Here is a 15,599-nt window from a genome sequence, read left to right as displayed (position 1 = left end):
TCAGGCGTAGGCCTCGAACTCCTCGCCGAACACGAGGAAGTACCCGGTTCCGACGAGCCCGATAACGGCCGCGACGGTGAAGGCCAGTTCGGGGCTGACGAAGTCCCAGAGATACCCGCCCAGCGCGGCGCTCGGGATGACGATGGTGTTCCGGAGCAGGTAGTACGTCCCGGTGACGCGCCCGCCGGCGCCCTGTTCCGCCGGACCGACGATCAGGGCCTTGTGCGACGGCAGGCCCGCGAAGCGCAGGCCGGAGAAGGCGAACACGACGATCATGACCGCGGCGGGCGAGAGGTACGGTGCCGCGTACTCCGGGCCGAAGATCAGCACGAGCGGGAAGACCGCGTAGACGGCGAACCCGAGCGCGACGACGGGCTTCAGTCCCACTCGCTCCGCGACCTTCGCCGCCGGGGCCATCACGAGGAGCGCGACGAGCATCTCCACGCCGAGGAGGTACCCGAAGAAGGCCTCGGGCGAGAGGTCGACGGCGTAGGAGGCCCCGCCGAGCGCCACCGTGGTCTCCAGTCCGACCTGGAATATCTGGGTGATCACGAGGACGAAGAACACGTACACCATGCCGTTGGCGAAGCGGACGAGCGTGTCGCCGACCAGCAGCGGTCGGAGTTCCTCGGGCATCTCCCGGAGGTCGCTGGCGATCTGGTCGACGCCCTCGAAGCTGTCGCCGATGGTGTCCGAACTGGCGTCGTAGAGGAGGTGCTGGACGACGGTGCCGACGACCCCGAACACGACGGCGACCGCGAGGACGTACTGGAAACTCACGGTGAAGTCGGGATGGAGGCCGATCAGGACGGCGGCCATCACGGGGCCGACGAGGAAGGCAGTTCGCCGAAAGGTCTCCGTGCTGGCGAACCCCGCGGCGAGCTTCGAGGGGTCGGTCGCCTGCTTGACGACGGCGAAGGAGGCGCCGAGGCCGAACGACTTCCACGCTTGGGCGAGGAAGAGGCCGACGAAGATCCAGAGCCACGGCGCGAGCGTGACGCCGCCGACCGACACCGTTCCGATGCCCGGGGCGACGAGCCAGAAGCCGAAGCCGACCGTCGAGAGCAGGCCGAACACCGTCAGCGCGTACCGCGAGCCGATGCGGTCCGACACCGCGCCGCCGGGATAGGGGTAGACGGCGGAGATGATGTTCCCGACGGTCCCGAACAGCCCGACGACGAACCCGGAGGCGCCGAGCGCGACCATGTACTCCGGGAGGAACCGGCTGGTCATCTGGAAGCCGAGGCTGAACGCGAACATCGCCGCCGAGAGCACGAGCACGTCGCGTTCGAGCGAGAGCAATCGCCGAAACGGGTCGAGGACGCCGACCGACTCCCGGTCTGTCGCCATCTCTGGTTGCGTGGTTCGTGGACGTGGTAGATAGTGGTACCGTCGCGCCGGGCTGATCTCGCCGCGAGCGCGCCCCGATCAGGACCGGGAGAGGACGTACAGCGCCGCGACGCCGCCGACCAGCACGGCGAACACGTAGCTCGCCAGCCGGTAGACGATGGCGATGGAGAGCCCCGTCGCGAACGTGAACCCGCCGAGCGTCCCGAGCAGGCCGGCGAGCGCCGCCTCCACGCCTGCGAGACCGCCGGGCGATGGCGTCAGCCCGGCGAGCGTGCTCGCGGGGACGATGAAGAAGACGAGGAAGAGCGATATCTCCCGGCCGACTGCCAGTACGGCGAAGTAGAGGGGGAGCGCGAAGAACAGCCAGCCGACGAAGGAGTAGGCGAGCGCGTGGGCGAGCGCCCGCCGGTCGGCGGCGATACGCTCGAAGGCCGTGTTGAGTTCGCGCAGTCGCTCGCGGATACCGTCGAGAGTCACGAACCGCGTCCGGTTCGCGACCGGTGCGACGACACGGAGCGCGAGCGCGCCGAGGCGCCGTCGGGAGCGCCAGCCGAGCACCGCCACGACGGGCGCGCCGACGGCGAAGACGACGAGGATGCCGGCGACGCCGCGGATTCTGTTCGAGAGGGTCTGCTGTGCGACCAGGACGACCGTCCCGATGGCCGCGAACGTGAAGAAGGGCAGGAGATTGAGGAGGTCGGCCGTCACGACGGAGGCCAGTGAGTCCTCGTAACTGGCCTCCGTGTCACGGGAGAGCACGTAGGCGATGAACGGCTCGCCGCCGGCCTGTCCCAGCGGCGTGACGTAGTTGGCGAACGTCGCCGCGTAGTAGGTGACGACGAGCTTTCGGAAGGGGACGCGGTAGCCGACGACGCCGAGAACGACCTGCCACGCCTTGGCCCACGCGACGAGGCCGATCGCCGTCGAGAGACACCCCGCGGCCAGCCACCGGAGGTCGGCGTCGGCGAGCTCCCGCTGGATCTTGTCGAGTCCGATGCCGTAGGCGATCAGCGCGAGGACGACGAGCGCGATGGCGAATCCGCCGACGATCTTCAGGGCCGTCTGGCGGTCGAGGAGGTCGACGCGCCCGTCTGACTGGCTCACGATTACTCGATGTATCCCAGGTCCGACAGGCGGTCCTTCGCCTCGTCACCCATGTCGTCGAGCACGTCCTCGTCGGTCACGTCGTCCCACTCGCCGTCCATCTCGGACTCGAAGGTGACCAGCGCCTCCTCGGTCGCGGCGACCACCTCGTCGTCGGTGCCCGCCACATCGTCGAGTTCGTCCGGGTCGGTGTCGATCCGGTAGGCTTCGTCCGGGATGCGCTCGTTGCGGATGTACTTCCCGTCCGCCCGCCGCGCCGAGCGCATGCGCGAGTAGAACCGCGAGTCGGTGTCGAGTTCGATCCCGGCCGCCGCGGCCTTGCTCTCCAGCTGGTTGAGCTCGACGACCGGCCGGTGGTAGTCGACGAACGCGTAGTCGTCGAGGTCGCCCGCGTCGTGAGCGGCGAAGCGCGACTCGGCGCCCGTCGGCGCGTCGACGCCCGCGAACTCCCGGTAGTCGGCGCGCAGGAGCGACCGCGCCGCGTCGAACGGTTCCCCGCCCGCCGCGGCCGAGACGCCGGCGTGGTCGAGGACGGTGTGGTACAGGTCCTGCAGTTCGACCTGCGTCTCGTCGTCGCGCTCGGCGTCGAGGTCGGGGTGTTTGACCATGAGCGGGACGTTCACGAGCGGGTCGTAGATGCAGAACTCGTGGCCGTACAGGTCGTGTTCGCCGTGGAGTTCGCCGTGGTCGGCGCAGACGACGACGAGGGTGTCCTCCCAGCGGTCGGTCTCCTGCAGCCAGTCGAACAGGCGCCCGAGGTGGTGGTCGATGTGTGCGATCTCGGCGTCGTACAGGCCCTCGATTGCCTCCCACTCCTCGTCGTCGATGTCGCGGGCCCCGGAGTTGTACTCCTTGGAGTTCTGGCAGACCTCGGTGGAGTCGACGCCGGGGGCGAACTCCTCGGCGAACTCGTCGGGCGGGTGGTACGGCAGGTGGGCGTCCATCAGGTTGACGAACGTGAACCAGTCGTCGCCGTCGGCCTCGCTCGCCTCGACGAAGTCCCGGACGCGGTCGACGATCTCGGGCGTCTTGGAGTCGCCGCCGCCGCCCTGTGCGAAGTACTCGTGGGCGGTGTTGCCGAGTTCGACGAGACGGTCCGCGACGGAGCGGAGGGTCTCGTTGTCGTTCATCGTCTTCCAGAGCTTCGCCAGCGGGCCCGAGAGGAAGTCGCCGGGCATGACCTGGAAGAAGTTGTCCTGGTCGTCGAAGCCGTCCGTGAGGTTGGTGTAGGGAGTGATCCAGGCGTTCGACGAGTAGCAGGCGGTGGCGTAGTCGGCCGCCGAGAGCGACTCGGCGAGCGTCGTGGCGCCTTCCAGGTAGGGGTTCTCCTGCGTGGCGCCGTGCTGGGTGGGGTAGAGGCCCGTGAACAGCGAGGCGTGGACGGGCAGGGTCCAGGGCGCCGGCGCGACGGCCTGTTCGTAGACCCGCGCGTCGTCGGCGAACGCCTCCAGGTTCGGCGTCGTCGGCCGGTCGTAGCCATACACCGAGAGGTGGCTCTTCCGGACCGTGTCCGTGACGACGAAGAGGACGTTCCCCGGACCGTCTGTCTCGCTCATGGATGGGCAAGCGCCACGCACGGAATTAAAGTCCGTGATTCCGGGTTCGAGGCGTAGTTCGGGTCCGTGATTCCAGCGCTGGAGGGTCTCTACCGACGACCAGGGACGCAGACGACTGCCAGGACCCATCCGAGACAACATGAAAGCCCCCGCTGCTCTCGACTCGCGCGAGTCGCTGCGCTCCTCGCTTCGCTGCGGTGCTTGCGTCCTCGTGCTTCGTCGAGAGCAGCGGCCCCTTTCAGTCCCACCCGCACAGACTAACTGTCCAGCCGACACGGGTGGGACTTTCCTGCTGTGTTGGCGTTCCAGATCGGTGCTGTGCTGTCGCAGGCCGACGGTCTGCCTCCGACAACACCTCGCCGGAGTCCGAGAAGTATTTGCACGCGGTGACCGTCGGGCCCGAACATGCAACGGGTGCCGCCGCGCCGGGAGTCGACGACATCGGACGTGGGGTCGACCGATGAGTGAGCAGCCCGTCGAACCGGCCGACGACACGCAGGGGGCCGACGAGACCACCGGGATCCCGTCGGGGACGTTCGCGTACGTCGGGATCGTGACGCTCTACGCGGCCACCATCCTCGGCGGACTCGCGCTGACCGACGAGGTTGCCGAGATGGGGCTGGCCATGTTCCAGGACCCCGGGAACGTCGGGAACGTGGGTGTCTTCGCCGTAATGTTGCTGGTCGCGACCGGCGCGATGGTCGCCGCCTTCCGCTACGGCCTGGGCGAACTCCTCGTCAGAGTCTTCCTCCTCGGCTCGGCGAGCACGCTCACTTCCGTCGCGTTCGTCGCGCTGACCGGGATCGGGACGATCGCCGGGAACGGGAGCGCCCTGATGGGGCTCCCGTCGAGTCCCGTCTCTATCGGCGTCGCGCTCGTGACCTTCGCCGTCCTCTGGGTGTACCCGGAGTGGTACGTCAACGACCTCGCGGCGGTCGTCTTCGGCGCGGCGGCGATCCCGATGCTCGGCCTCGGCTTCGGTCCGCTCCCGGTGGTCGTCCTCCTGATCGCGTGGGCGGGGTACGACGCCTACGCCGTCTACGTCTCCGGGCACATGCAGGAACTCGCCGCGGGGCTGGGCGACCTCAAGGCGCCCATCGTCTTCGTCGTCCCGCACTCGCTCTCCTTCTCGATGCGCGACCCCGAGTTCGACCTGATGGGCAGCGCGGAGGGGGACGCGGACGAGGGAGAAACGGCGTCAGCCGACGACCCGGCGGCGGAGAGCCCCGCCCGCTCGGAGGTCGCCATCCTCGGACTGGGCGACGCGCTCATCCCGGGGATGCTCGCGGTCAGCGCCGGCCACTTCCTCGACGCCCCCACCGTCGTCCCGGCGCTCAACGCCAACGCCCCCGCCGTCGGCGCGCTCGTCGGCGGCCTCGTCGGGATGGGCGGACTCCTCTATCTGGTCCACCGGGTCGAGGGCGCTCACGCCGGGCTGCCGCCGCTGAACGCCGGCGTCCTCGCTGGCTACCTCCTCGGTGCAGTCGTCGCAGGGGTCCCGATCACCGCGGCGCTCGGACTCTGAAGAGGCACTCGGACTCTGAAGGGCTTCGCTTCTGTGGACGCTCCGACGGATAGCGTCGCGACTACCGAATTGAAAAAGACGAGAACGTGACCGAGGGGGCGGAGTTAGAACGGGGCTTCGGGGCCTTCGTCGTCGTCGCCGCCGATGTCGCCGCCGCGGGAGTCGCCGGGCATCGAGGGGCCGGTGTCGCCGCCCATCATGCCTTCGCCGCCGCCCATGCCGCCGCCGGTGCGGGCGTTGACGGTCTCGATCTCGGGGATCTCCTTGGTCATTCGCGTCTTGATGGCCTGGATGGTCATCGGGGAGATGCCACAGCCGGAACAGGCGCCGCCGAGCTGGATCGTGACGGAGCCCTCCTCGCGGTTGATCTCCTCGATGGCCGCGCTCCCGCCGTGCATCTGGATCTGCGGGAAGTTCCGGCGCAGGAAGTTCGAGATGCGCTCTTCGAGGTCGTCGCCGCCCTCGGTTTCGGTGCTCATAGTATCCGCACGTTAGCGACGACGGTGCTTAGACCTTTGGACTCACGCGTTCGACCGCTTCGAGCGCGACCACCGTACCCGAATTCGGCCCGGGCCCGATTAATAACTATACTCCTAATCTTCACAACTCTTATTAGATATTGTTTTAGATGTAATAACATGGATCGATACACGAGGCGGGCGTTTCTCGGAGCGGCGGCGGGAGTACCGACGGTAACCGCACTTGCGGGGTGCAGCGGTAGCGCGGGTCCGGCCGGGGGCGGGGCGACGGACGGCGGCGACGAGCGATCGGTCGCGCAGTCGTCCTTTTTCGTGTTCGGCGATTTCGCTCGGCACGTCGCCGGCGACGCCGCGCGTGCGGAGACGCTCGTCCCCATCGGCCAGCACGGCCACGGGTGGGAGCCCGGACCGCAGGTCCGCCAGTCGGTCGCGGAGGCCGACCTGTTCGTCTACGGGATGGAGGGGTTCCAGCCGTGGGCCGACGACATCGTCCGCGACGTGCGCGCCGACGAGGAAGCGGTCCGGCCCGTCGCGGTCGGCGCCGACGTGGACCTGATCGACGCTGACCACGGCGAGGGTGACGCCAGCCACGACGAACACACCGACGAGGGCCACGACGACGAACACACCGACGAGGGCCACGGCGACGAACACACCGACGACGGTCACGGCGACGAACACACCGACGACGGTCACGGCGACGAACACACCGACGACGGTCACGGCGACGAACACACCGACGACGGTCACGGCGACGAACACACGGAGACGGGCCACCACGAGGAAGAACACACTGACGAAGGCCACGGCGACCGTCACGAGGACGAACACGACCACGGCGTCGCGGACCCGCACTTCTGGCTCGACCCACGACGGGCGAGCGCGGCGGTCGAGCGGGTCCGCGAGGCGTTCGAGGCCGTCGACCCCGACAACGCTTCACGGTACGCCGAGAACGCGACGGCCTACCGGGAGCGACTGGACGCGCTCGACGAGTCCTTCGAGTCGCGACTCGCGGGCGCGACGAAGGACGTGGTGCTGGTCGCCGGGCACGACGCGTTCGGCTATCTCGGCGCTCGCTACGGCGTCGAGTTCGTGACGCTGACGGGGCTCTCGCCGGACCAGGGGCCGACAGCGCGCGATATCGAGCGCGCCCAGCACCGCATCGAGGAGCACGACCTGCGGTACGTCTGTGCCGACCCGCTCGAGTCCCAGCGCGCGGCGACCGAACTGGTCGCCGAGACCGACGCCGAGGCGGTGCTCCCGCTGACTTCGATCCCCGGCCGGAGCGAGGGCTGGGCGGAGGAGGGATGGGGCTACGTCGACGTGATGGAATCGGTGAACCTCCCGACCCTCGAGCGGGCGCTGGAGGTCGAATGAGCGTCCTCGAAGTCTCGGACCTCACCTTCGGATACGGCGACCGGCCGGTCCTCGAGGGGGTCTCGCTGACGGTCGAGCCCGGGGCCTTCCTCGGGCTCGTCGGCCCGAACGGGTCGGGGAAGACGACGCTGCTGGAGCTGTTGATCGGCCTGCGTCGCCCCGATTCGGGGAGCGTGCGACTGTTCGGTTCGCCGGCCCACGAGTTCGCCGACGGCGAGCGGGTCGGCTACGTCGCTCAGGACGACGCCGGCGCGGGCGACTCGATGTCGGTGACCGTCGCGGAGGCGGTGCGGATGGGGCGCTATCCCCGGCGGCTCCGTGGTCGGTTCACCGACGACGACCGGCGGGCGGTCGACGACGCGCTGGAGCGAGTCGGGATCGCCGACCTCGCCGAGCGGCGAGTCGGACGGCTCTCGGGCGGGCAGCGCCAGCGGGTGTTCATCGCTCGGGCGCTCGCGGCCGAAGCTGACCTGCTCGCGCTGGACGAGCCGACCGTCGGCGTCGACGCCGAGTCCCGGACGGCGTTCTACGACCTGCTCGACTCGCTGAACGACGAGGGGCTGACGGTCGTGCTCGTCGAACACGACATCGGCGTGGTGACCGCCCGCGCGACCGAGATCGCGTGTCTCAACCGGCGGCTCTACTTCCACGGCGACCCCGAGACGTTCGTCGAGACCGACGCGCTGGCCGAGGCGTACGGGACCGACCGTCGCGTCGTCTCGCACGGGCACTGATGGTCGCGACGACAGCTCTCGTGACGCTGGTGGAACTGCAACTCCTCGCCGACGGTCCGGCGAGCGCCCGCGACTGGTTCCTCGACGACGCCTACGGCGTGGCGATGGACGCCCTCGCCGATCTGCTCGGGTTCGACGTGCTCGGGTCGCCGTTCATGCAGCGGGCCTACCTCGCAGCGGTCTGTATCGGTGTGATCGGCCCGGTCGTCGGGAGCTTCCTCGTCCACCGGGAGATGGGGATGATCGGCGACACGCTGGCCCACGCCGCGTTCGCGGGCGTGGCGGTCGGCCTGTTCGTCAACGCCACGTTCGCGTTCTCGGTGTCGCCGTTCCTGACGGCGCTCGCGGTCGCGGTGGTCGCGGCGGTGGTCGTCCAGACGCTGGTCGAGCGCCTCGGGCTCTACACCGACACGTCGCTGGCCATCGTGCTGACCGGCGGATTCGCGGTCGGGAGCGTCCTCGTCACTGCCACCGACGGAGGGATCGCCGTCGGGATCAACGCCTACCTCTTCGGGTCGCTCGCGACGGTCTCCAGGGGGAACGTCGGCGTTCTGCTCGCGCTGACGGCGCTCGTGGTGGCGGTCGTCGCGCTCGCCTACCGTCCGCTCCTGTACGCGACCTTCGACGAGACCGCCGCCCGCGCGGCCGGGATCGACGTGACTCGCTACAACTACGTGCTCGTGGTGTTGACGGCGCTGGTCGTCGTCGGTGCCATGCAGATCATGGGCGTCGTCCTCGTGGCCGCCATGCTCGTCGTCCCGGTCGCGACCGCGAGTTCGGTTCGCGGGTTCAAGCGGTCGGTCGCCGCGGCCGTCCTCGCCGGACAGGTCGCGACCGTCGCCGGCGCGACCCTCTCCTACCAGTACGGCGTCGCCGCCGGCGGAACCATCGTCCTCGTCGCGATCGGCTGCTACGTCGCGACGAGCATTGGCATTCGCGTCCGGCGACGCGCGACCCGCGCCTGGCAACGTGCGGTTCGGGGCACCTGAATCGCTCAGTCCTGCCAGTCGGGGTTCGCGCGCGGCGGCGCGAACACGTCGATGCCTTCGAGCGGTTCCTCGCCGGTGTTCTCCAGACTGTGTGGCTCCTCCGAGGCGAGGTGGTAGGAGTCGCCGGAACTGACGGGGAACTCCTCGCCGTCGACCACGAACACGCCCGACCCGCTCGTGATGTAGCCGACCTGTTCGTGCTCGTGGCTGTGCTCGGGCACCTCCGAGCCCGGCTCCATGTGGACGTGCTGGACGCTCGCGCGCTCGCCGACCGCGAGCTGTGTGAGGTGGACGCCGTCGACGACTTCGACCGTCTCGTGTGCCGAGTGAGCTTCGACCTGCATAGGTGGGCGATGGGCGCGGGCGCACCTAATGATGGGTGGTACTCGCGTCGCCACCACTCCGGCGAGCGCTCTCGAAACGGATTTATCGGACGGTATTCACGTTCCAGACACAGTCGTGCTAAGACGTCTCTACGGCCACAGCGACGAGTGGGTGCGGAACATCTCTCGCGGCCCGTACGCGGTCTTGCTGGGGCTGTCGGGCGCTGTCGGCGTTCTCGCCGTCGGCCTCCTGCTGAGTCGGGAACTCCTCCTCGTGCAGGCGTTCGCGATGGCGTTCGTCCTGTTCGGTCTGGAGTACACATTCGGGGCCTTCAGGGCGACCGACGAGTGAGACGCCTCGCGGGACACTGTCTCCGCTCTCGGTTCCGCCGACCGTCTCTTCGTCGGTGACGGCTGAACCGCGTGTCGCAGGCACGCGAATGCTCGGCGGAACCGGTCGGTAGCGGCCGGCGTCCAGCGGGCGAAGCGCGCCGGTCCTACCGCGAGCGCCGGCGGCGCTCGCTGCCTTTTTCACCACCGGGAGAGCGCCGCTCTCCCGAGTGTCGTCTCGCATCGCTCGGCGACACCATGTCTTTCCCGGAGGGGTGCCCGCAGCGCCGACGACCGAGGACACCCCTCCGGGAAATCGGTCGTCGTGTAAACCTTGATTTGGGACCCCTTCGACACCACGCACATGAGCGAGGACTGCATCTTCTGTTCGATCGTGGCCGGAGAGATCCCGAGTCGCACCGTGTACGAGGACGACGACGTGCTCGCGTTCCTCGACGCCAACCCGCTGGCGCCGGGGCACACGCTCGTCATCCCGAAAGCGCATCACGAACACGTCCAGGACATGCCGAGCGACCTCGCCGGCGACGTGTTCGCGGTGTTGAACCGGCTCGTCGAGCCGGTCGAGTCGGCCGTCGACGCCGACGGGTCGACCGTCGCGTTCAACAACGGCGAGGTCGCCGGGCAGGAGGTGCCCCACACCCACGGCCACATCGTCCCGCGCTTCGAGGACGACGGGAGCCGTCCGATCCACTCCATCTTCGGCGACCGACCCAATCTCGCGGACGATGAACTCGACGACATCGCGGCGTCTATCGCGGACGGGACCGACGACTGAACGGACGGCGACGCGGCCCGGATTGTTCGCCCGTCGACACGTAGGTTTTTGAGTGGGTAGGTGACAAGACGATCACATGAGTGTGACTCAGGGGGCCGGTGACGTGTTCGCGGTGGTGAGCGGCGTCGGCGGCGCGGGGGCGACGCGACTGTCCGTCGAGTTCGCGGCGACGCTCGCGCGGGACGGGCGCGACGCGCTCGTCGTCGACGCGGCGTTCACGACGCAGGGACTGGCGGGGGTGGTCGACGGGCGGCTCGAGCCGGACGTGACGCGGGTCGTCACGGACGACCGACCGCTGGCCGAGGCGACGATGCGGCTGCCGGTCGACGTGCCGGGGTCGGTCGCCGTCGCGCCGGCGCGAGCGCCCTTCGAACGGCTGGCGCGTTCGAAGACCAGCGAGTGCGCTCGCCGTCTCGCCGAACGAATCTCGGCCGCGAGCGACCGCTACGACGCCGTCTTCGTCGACGTACCGCCCGTCGGAGCCAACCAGGCGGTCGCGGCGGTGACCGCGGCCGACGCCGTCGCGCTGGTGGTCCCCGATAGCGAGCGCGGGAGCGACGCCGTCCCGCGCACGTGCGACCGACTGGCCGACGTCGACGCGGCCGTGGACGCGGTCGTCGCGAACCGGGCCGACCCGGACGCGGTCGCCGTCCCCGCCGCCGACGTCGCGGTGCCGACGAGCGAGGTGCCCGACCTCTCGGCAGCGCCCGTCGCTGTGGACGCGTCGCCGTTCGCCGCCGCTGTCGAGGCGGCCGTCGAGACTGTCATCGGGAGCGATCTCGATCTGCCCACGCCCGAATCGTCCTCGCTGACGGACTACCTGCCCGGATAGGTCCCGCAGCCCGGTCGCAGAACTGCGTTCGGTGCAGTGCTCGTGGGTCGACCGACACCGCTCTCCCGTCGTGATCCGGTCCACCGCGGAAACTAACCGCCCGTTTCGACGCCCTCGTGTTGTGTTTTAATTGTTCAAGGGATACTGTTTAGTATGGGAAGTCTGGACTAGGAAACGACAGAATGGTTTGCGTTCGTATACAATACAGAGGAAGACCGGGACATTTCGACAGTCTTCCGGCGGTGGTCGACGGATGAGCGACTGGGTACCGACGACGTGTATGCGGTGTGCCGTCGGCTGTGGACACCTCCAGCGAGGCGCCGACATCGGGAGCGGGATCGACGTGGTGCGCGGGGACGCCGCGCATCCGGTCAGCCAGGGGCTCGCCTGCGCGCGCGGCGTCCGCGAGTCGGCAGACCCGGAGGGGGAGTGGCTGACGCGCCCGAAGGTCCGGCGGGACGGAGAACTCGTCTCGACGACGTGGGACGTGGCGCTCTCCGAGGTCATCCAGGCGTTCCAGCGGACCGAGGCGGCCGACGGCGAGGTGGCGGTGCTCGGGAGCGGACAGCAGACGAACGAGGCCGCCTACGCCCTGGGCAAACTCGCCCGCGGCGGGTTCGGGACCCGCTACTACGACGCGAACACGACGCTGTGCATGGCCAGCGCCGTCACGGCCTACTACCAGGCGTTCGGGAGCGACGCGCCGCCCTGTAGTTACGACGACATCCCCGAGGCCGAGGCCCACGTCGTCTGGGGCGCGAACCCGGCCGCGGCGCATCCGGTGCTGTTCCGGTGGATCCGACAGGCCGCCGCCGGAGCGAGCTCCGACGAGCCCTCGGTTGCTGACGCGCCCGAGGACGCGAACGAAGACGGCGTCGAGTTGATCGCCGTCGACCCCGTCGAGACGGAGACGGCCGAGGCTGCCGACGGACACGTCGCGCCCGACCCGGGTCAGGACCTCGCACTCGCGCGAGCAGTGCTCGCCCGAATCGTCGAGACCGACCGCGTCGACGAGGAGTTCGTCGCGGAAGCGACCGAGGGGTTCGACGACCTCAGATCGGTCCTGCCCGACAGCGACACCGCCGCCGAGCGGGCCGGCGTCTCGTCGGCCGACGTAAACCTGCTCGCCGACGCATTCGAGCGTGACGCGCTCTGTTACTGGGGGATGGGCGTCAACCAGCACGTCCAGGGGACCGATATCGCGCGGGCGCTGATCGACATCTGTCTCGCGACGGGCAACCTCCGGCCGGGGAGCGGCCCCTTCTCGCTGACCGGCCAGGCCAACTCGATGGGGACGCGCGTCTGCTCGTGCAAGGGCACGTGGCCGGGCCACCGACCGTTCCAGGACCCCGACGAACGCGAGGCGGTCGCCGACGAGTGGGGGATCCCCGTCGAGCGACTCCCACCCGACCCCGGGCCCGGCCCCGTCGGGACGGTCGAGGCCTTCGGCGAGGAGGTCGAGGTGGCCTACACCGTGGCGACCAACCCCGTCGCGGGGATGCCGGACGCGAGCGCCGCGAAGGAGCGCCTGGAGGACGTGTTCCTCGTCGCGCAGGACGCGTTCCGAACGGAGACGACGGACCTCGCCGACGTCGTGCTGCCGGCGGCGACGTGGGGCGAGTCCGAGGGAACCGCGATGAACATGGAGCGCACCGTCTCTCGGGTTCGGGCCGCGACGGAAGCGCCGAGCGGTGTCTGGAGCGATCTGCGGATAATCTCGACCGTCGGCGCGCGCCTCTTCCCGGACCTGTTCGCGGACGCCGACCCCGACCCCGAGACGCTGTTCGACGAGTTCGCGGGCCTGACCGCCGGCACCGTGGCGGACATGTCCGGGATCACCTACGACCGCCTCGCGGACCTCAAGGCGGTCCGCTGGCCGGCGCCCGACGCCGAAGCCGACGCCGGCTATCGCTACTACGACGGCGACGACGGCGACCGCGGCTACGTCCCGAGAGACGACGATGCGACCGACGAGACGACCGCGGACGGTGCGGAGTCGTGGTCGTTCCCCACTGCGAGTGGGCTGGCGGGCTTCTCGACGGCGCGCCAGGAGGGGCTCCCCGAACCGGTCGACGACGACTACCCGCTGACGCTGACGACGGCTCGCGATCCGGACGCGTACAACACGGGCGTTCGGTCGCGAGACGTGGACGACCTCGACCCGGTCGCGGCGCGGATCAACCCCGCAACGGTCGCGACCAGCGAGGCGGTCTCGGACGACGCGGTCGTCGTCGAGTCGCGCCGCGACGCGGTCCCCGCGTCGGTCGAACCGGATCCAGCGGTCCCCGAGGGGCTCGTCTGGCTCCCCATCCACCACCCCGCGACCAACCGCCTGACCGTCGACGCGCTCGACCCCCAGTCGAAGGAACCGAACTTCAAGCAGTGCGCCGTTCGACTCGTCGCGCCCGCCGACGAGGCGGCCGCGGGCGCGGACACCCCGCTACGCGCCGACGACTGACCCGAGACCCCTCGGCCCCCGAAACTGCCGTATTTTCCGCGGAGCGGCGATACGCTCGGACTGCTTCGACCAGCCGCGGCGCGCGTTCGGCGCGCGCTCGCACCTCAGCCGGTGACGCCGGCGGAACCGCGCCCGACCCGTCGAAGTAGACGCCCGTCCGGTTTTCCGTCCGCCGATTCGACGTATTACATCCTTATATCTGCAGTATCTGTCCTAATATCGTTCGTCCGTCCAGACTGCAGACTACACGGTTTAGTTTCTAAACGCCTAGGGTTATAATATTCGAGCTTGCAACCAATATCCGTACAAAGATGGACGTTCAAAATGAGATTCGATAAAATATTGGACAACCGAACGGAAATGATCGTCAATTATGGATCGGCGGCGTGCGGAGCGGCCGTCGTCGACAGGGGGGTGTCGGCATGGGGCTGATCAGGATGACCAAGTGGCGGACGCTCGTGCTCGCCACGGTCGGGTTCAACTTCTCGTTCCTGATCTGGTTCTCGTTCGCCCCGTTCACGGGGCCGATGGCCGAGGAGTTCGGCCTCTCGCTGGCCGAGATCGGGATCCTGGCGAGCGCGGCGATCTGGCTGGCGCCCTTCGGTCGTATCCTGACGGGCTGGCTCTCGGACAAGTTCGGCGCGCCGGCCGTCTTCGCCATCGTACTCACGTACGTCGGCGTGTTCTCGATCGCCAGCGCGTTCGCACAGAGCTACACCGTGTTCTTCGTCGAACGACTCATCGTCGCGACGGCGGGGATCACGTTCGTCATCGGCATCCAGCACGTCTCCGAGTGGTTCGAGGAGGGGCAGCTCGGGACGGCCGAAGGCATCTACGCGGGCATCGGGAACGCCGGCGCGGCCGGCGGCGCGCTGATCCTCCCGCGCGTGTTCGGGCCGAACTGGAGCGGGCCGCTGTTCGACACGAACTGGCGGGCGGCCTTCTTCTACACGGGCTGTGTCTCCATCCTGCTCGCGGTCGTCTACTACGCGCTCGGCGAGGCGGCCAGGAGCGAGGAGAAGCGACAGGCGACCGCCGACAACGCGAGCTTCCAGGGCTGGTTCTACACGGCGACGCGGTACGGGACGGTCGTGCTCGCGCTCGCCTACGTGATGACCTTCGGCCTCGAACTGTCGATGAACGGCTGGCTCGCGACCTACTACCGCGAGGGCTTCAGCACCGACAACCTCGTGCTCGCGTCGACGTTCGCCGCGACGTTCTCCGTCGCGGCCGGGCTCCTCCGACCCATCGGCGGGTACGTCAGCGACGTGCTCGCTCGCGAGGAAAAGAACATCCTCCCGATCTTCACGGGTCGCTACCGCGAGCAGTGGACGTTCGTGACGCTGTGTTTCGTGGTCCTCTCGATGTTCGGGATGACGCTGGCGGGGCTCTCGGGACAGGTCCTGATCGCCGTCGGCGCCGGCTTCGTGGTCGGGATGGCCTGCGCCTTCGCGGAGGGGTCGATCTTCGCGCAGGTACCGGCGATGTTCCCCAACAGCTCGGGCGCCGTGGCGGGCGTCGTCGGCGGCGTCGGCACGGTCGGCGGCATCGTCTACCCGCTCGTCTACTCCGCGCCGTTCCTGGCGAACCTGCACCTGGGCTACTCCGTCGTCGCCGTCTCGATGGTTCCCATCCTCGGGCTCGCGGCGTGGGTGTTCCAGCCCCACATCGCGGAGATCGCGACCGAGAGCGGCTTCGCCGGCGACGGGCGCGCGACCGAGTCTGCGGCCCCGGGGGACGACTGAG

At 69.1% G+C, this 15,599-nt stretch carries 14 protein-coding genes; 9 read left to right on the top strand and 5 right to left on the bottom strand.

The annotated features are described in order from the left end of the window. From D1409_RS10125 to D1409_RS10115, 3 genes are all read right to left on the bottom strand, one after another. Window positions 1-1,350 (bottom strand): MFS transporter, encoded by a 1,350-nt coding sequence (locus D1409_RS10125; RefSeq protein WP_123536673.1) that lies wholly within the window; start codon window positions 1,348-1,350, stop codon window positions 1-3. A gap of 78 nt (window positions 1,351-1,428) precedes the next feature. Beyond that, entirely contained in the window at window positions 1,429-2,454 is a 1,026-nt protein-coding gene (locus D1409_RS10120) for a lysylphosphatidylglycerol synthase transmembrane domain-containing protein (protein WP_164471629.1), read from the bottom strand. 2 nt (window positions 2,455-2,456) lie between these two features. Further along, the gene (locus tag D1409_RS10115; protein WP_123536669.1) at window positions 2,457-4,010 is read right to left on the bottom strand and encodes a sulfatase; all 1,554 of its coding nucleotides are present in this window, start codon (window positions 4,008-4,010) and stop codon (window positions 2,457-2,459) included. A gap of 460 nt (window positions 4,011-4,470) precedes the next feature. Here D1409_RS10115 and D1409_RS10110 point away from each other — a divergent pair, with 460 nt between their 5' ends. Then, a complete protein-coding gene (locus D1409_RS10110; protein WP_164471628.1) occupies window positions 4,471-5,535 on the top strand; it encodes a presenilin family intramembrane aspartyl protease PSH in 1,065 nt (354 codons plus the stop codon). A 104-nt stretch (window positions 5,536-5,639) separates the two neighbouring features. On the opposite strand, the gene D1409_RS10105 is transcribed toward D1409_RS10110, so the two are convergent. Next, complete coding sequence (locus D1409_RS10105; protein WP_123536665.1) at window positions 5,640-6,014, bottom strand: NifU family protein; 375 nt, start codon at window positions 6,012-6,014, stop codon at window positions 5,640-5,642. Between the two features lie 159 nt (window positions 6,015-6,173). Between D1409_RS10105 and D1409_RS10100 the strand changes: the two genes are divergently transcribed. Genes D1409_RS10100 through D1409_RS10090 form a run of 3 tightly spaced genes read left to right on the top strand, consistent with a single transcriptional unit; the run spans window position 6,174 to window position 9,114 of the window. After that, entirely contained in the window at window positions 6,174-7,391 is a 1,218-nt protein-coding gene (locus D1409_RS10100; RefSeq protein ID WP_123536663.1) for a metal ABC transporter substrate-binding protein, read from the top strand. Then, window positions 7,388-8,125, top strand: coding sequence for a metal ABC transporter ATP-binding protein (locus D1409_RS10095; protein ID WP_123536661.1), 738 nt, complete (start codon window positions 7,388-7,390; stop codon window positions 8,123-8,125). The genes D1409_RS10100 and D1409_RS10095 overlap by 4 nt, the downstream gene beginning before the upstream one ends. Continuing rightward, window positions 8,125-9,114, top strand: coding sequence for a metal ABC transporter permease (locus tag D1409_RS10090; RefSeq protein WP_123536659.1), 990 nt, complete (start codon window positions 8,125-8,127; stop codon window positions 9,112-9,114). The genes D1409_RS10095 and D1409_RS10090 overlap by 1 nt, the downstream gene beginning before the upstream one ends. Window positions 9,115-9,119: 5 nt before the next feature. Here the strand turns inward: D1409_RS10090 and D1409_RS10085 are convergent, their stop codons facing one another. Next, on the bottom strand, window positions 9,120-9,458 hold the full coding sequence (locus D1409_RS10085; RefSeq protein ID WP_123536657.1) for a cupin domain-containing protein: 339 nt from the start codon (window positions 9,456-9,458) through the stop codon (window positions 9,120-9,122). Between the two features lie 115 nt (window positions 9,459-9,573). Here D1409_RS10085 and D1409_RS10080 point away from each other — a divergent pair, with 115 nt between their 5' ends. The 5 genes from D1409_RS10080 (at window position 9,574) to D1409_RS10060 (ending at window position 15,598) form a co-directional block, all read left to right on the top strand. Next, window positions 9,574-9,789 (top strand): hypothetical protein, encoded by a 216-nt coding sequence (locus tag D1409_RS10080; protein ID WP_123536655.1) that lies wholly within the window; start codon window positions 9,574-9,576, stop codon window positions 9,787-9,789. 342 nt (window positions 9,790-10,131) lie between these two features. Further along, complete coding sequence (locus D1409_RS10075) at window positions 10,132-10,563, top strand: HIT family protein (RefSeq protein WP_123536653.1); 432 nt, start codon at window positions 10,132-10,134, stop codon at window positions 10,561-10,563. A gap of 76 nt (window positions 10,564-10,639) precedes the next feature. After that, window positions 10,640-11,395, top strand: a complete 756-nt coding sequence (locus D1409_RS10070) for a ParA family protein (protein WP_123536651.1) — start codon at window positions 10,640-10,642, stop codon at window positions 11,393-11,395. A 253-nt stretch (window positions 11,396-11,648) separates the two neighbouring features. Beyond that, window positions 11,649-13,853, top strand: a complete 2,205-nt coding sequence (nasA, locus tag D1409_RS10065) for an assimilatory nitrate reductase NasA (protein ID WP_123536649.1) — start codon at window positions 11,649-11,651, stop codon at window positions 13,851-13,853. Window positions 13,854-14,290: 437 nt separating this feature from the next. Then, complete coding sequence (locus D1409_RS10060) at window positions 14,291-15,598, top strand: MFS transporter (protein WP_123536647.1); 1,308 nt, start codon at window positions 14,291-14,293, stop codon at window positions 15,596-15,598. Window position 15,599: the final 1 nt, after the last annotated feature.

The organism is Halosimplex salinum, assembly GCF_003730195.1.
In the GTDB taxonomy this organism is placed as follows: domain Archaea; phylum Halobacteriota; class Halobacteria; order Halobacteriales; family Haloarculaceae; genus Halosimplex; species Halosimplex salinum.
This window is presented reverse-complemented; position numbering and strand designations above follow the sequence as displayed.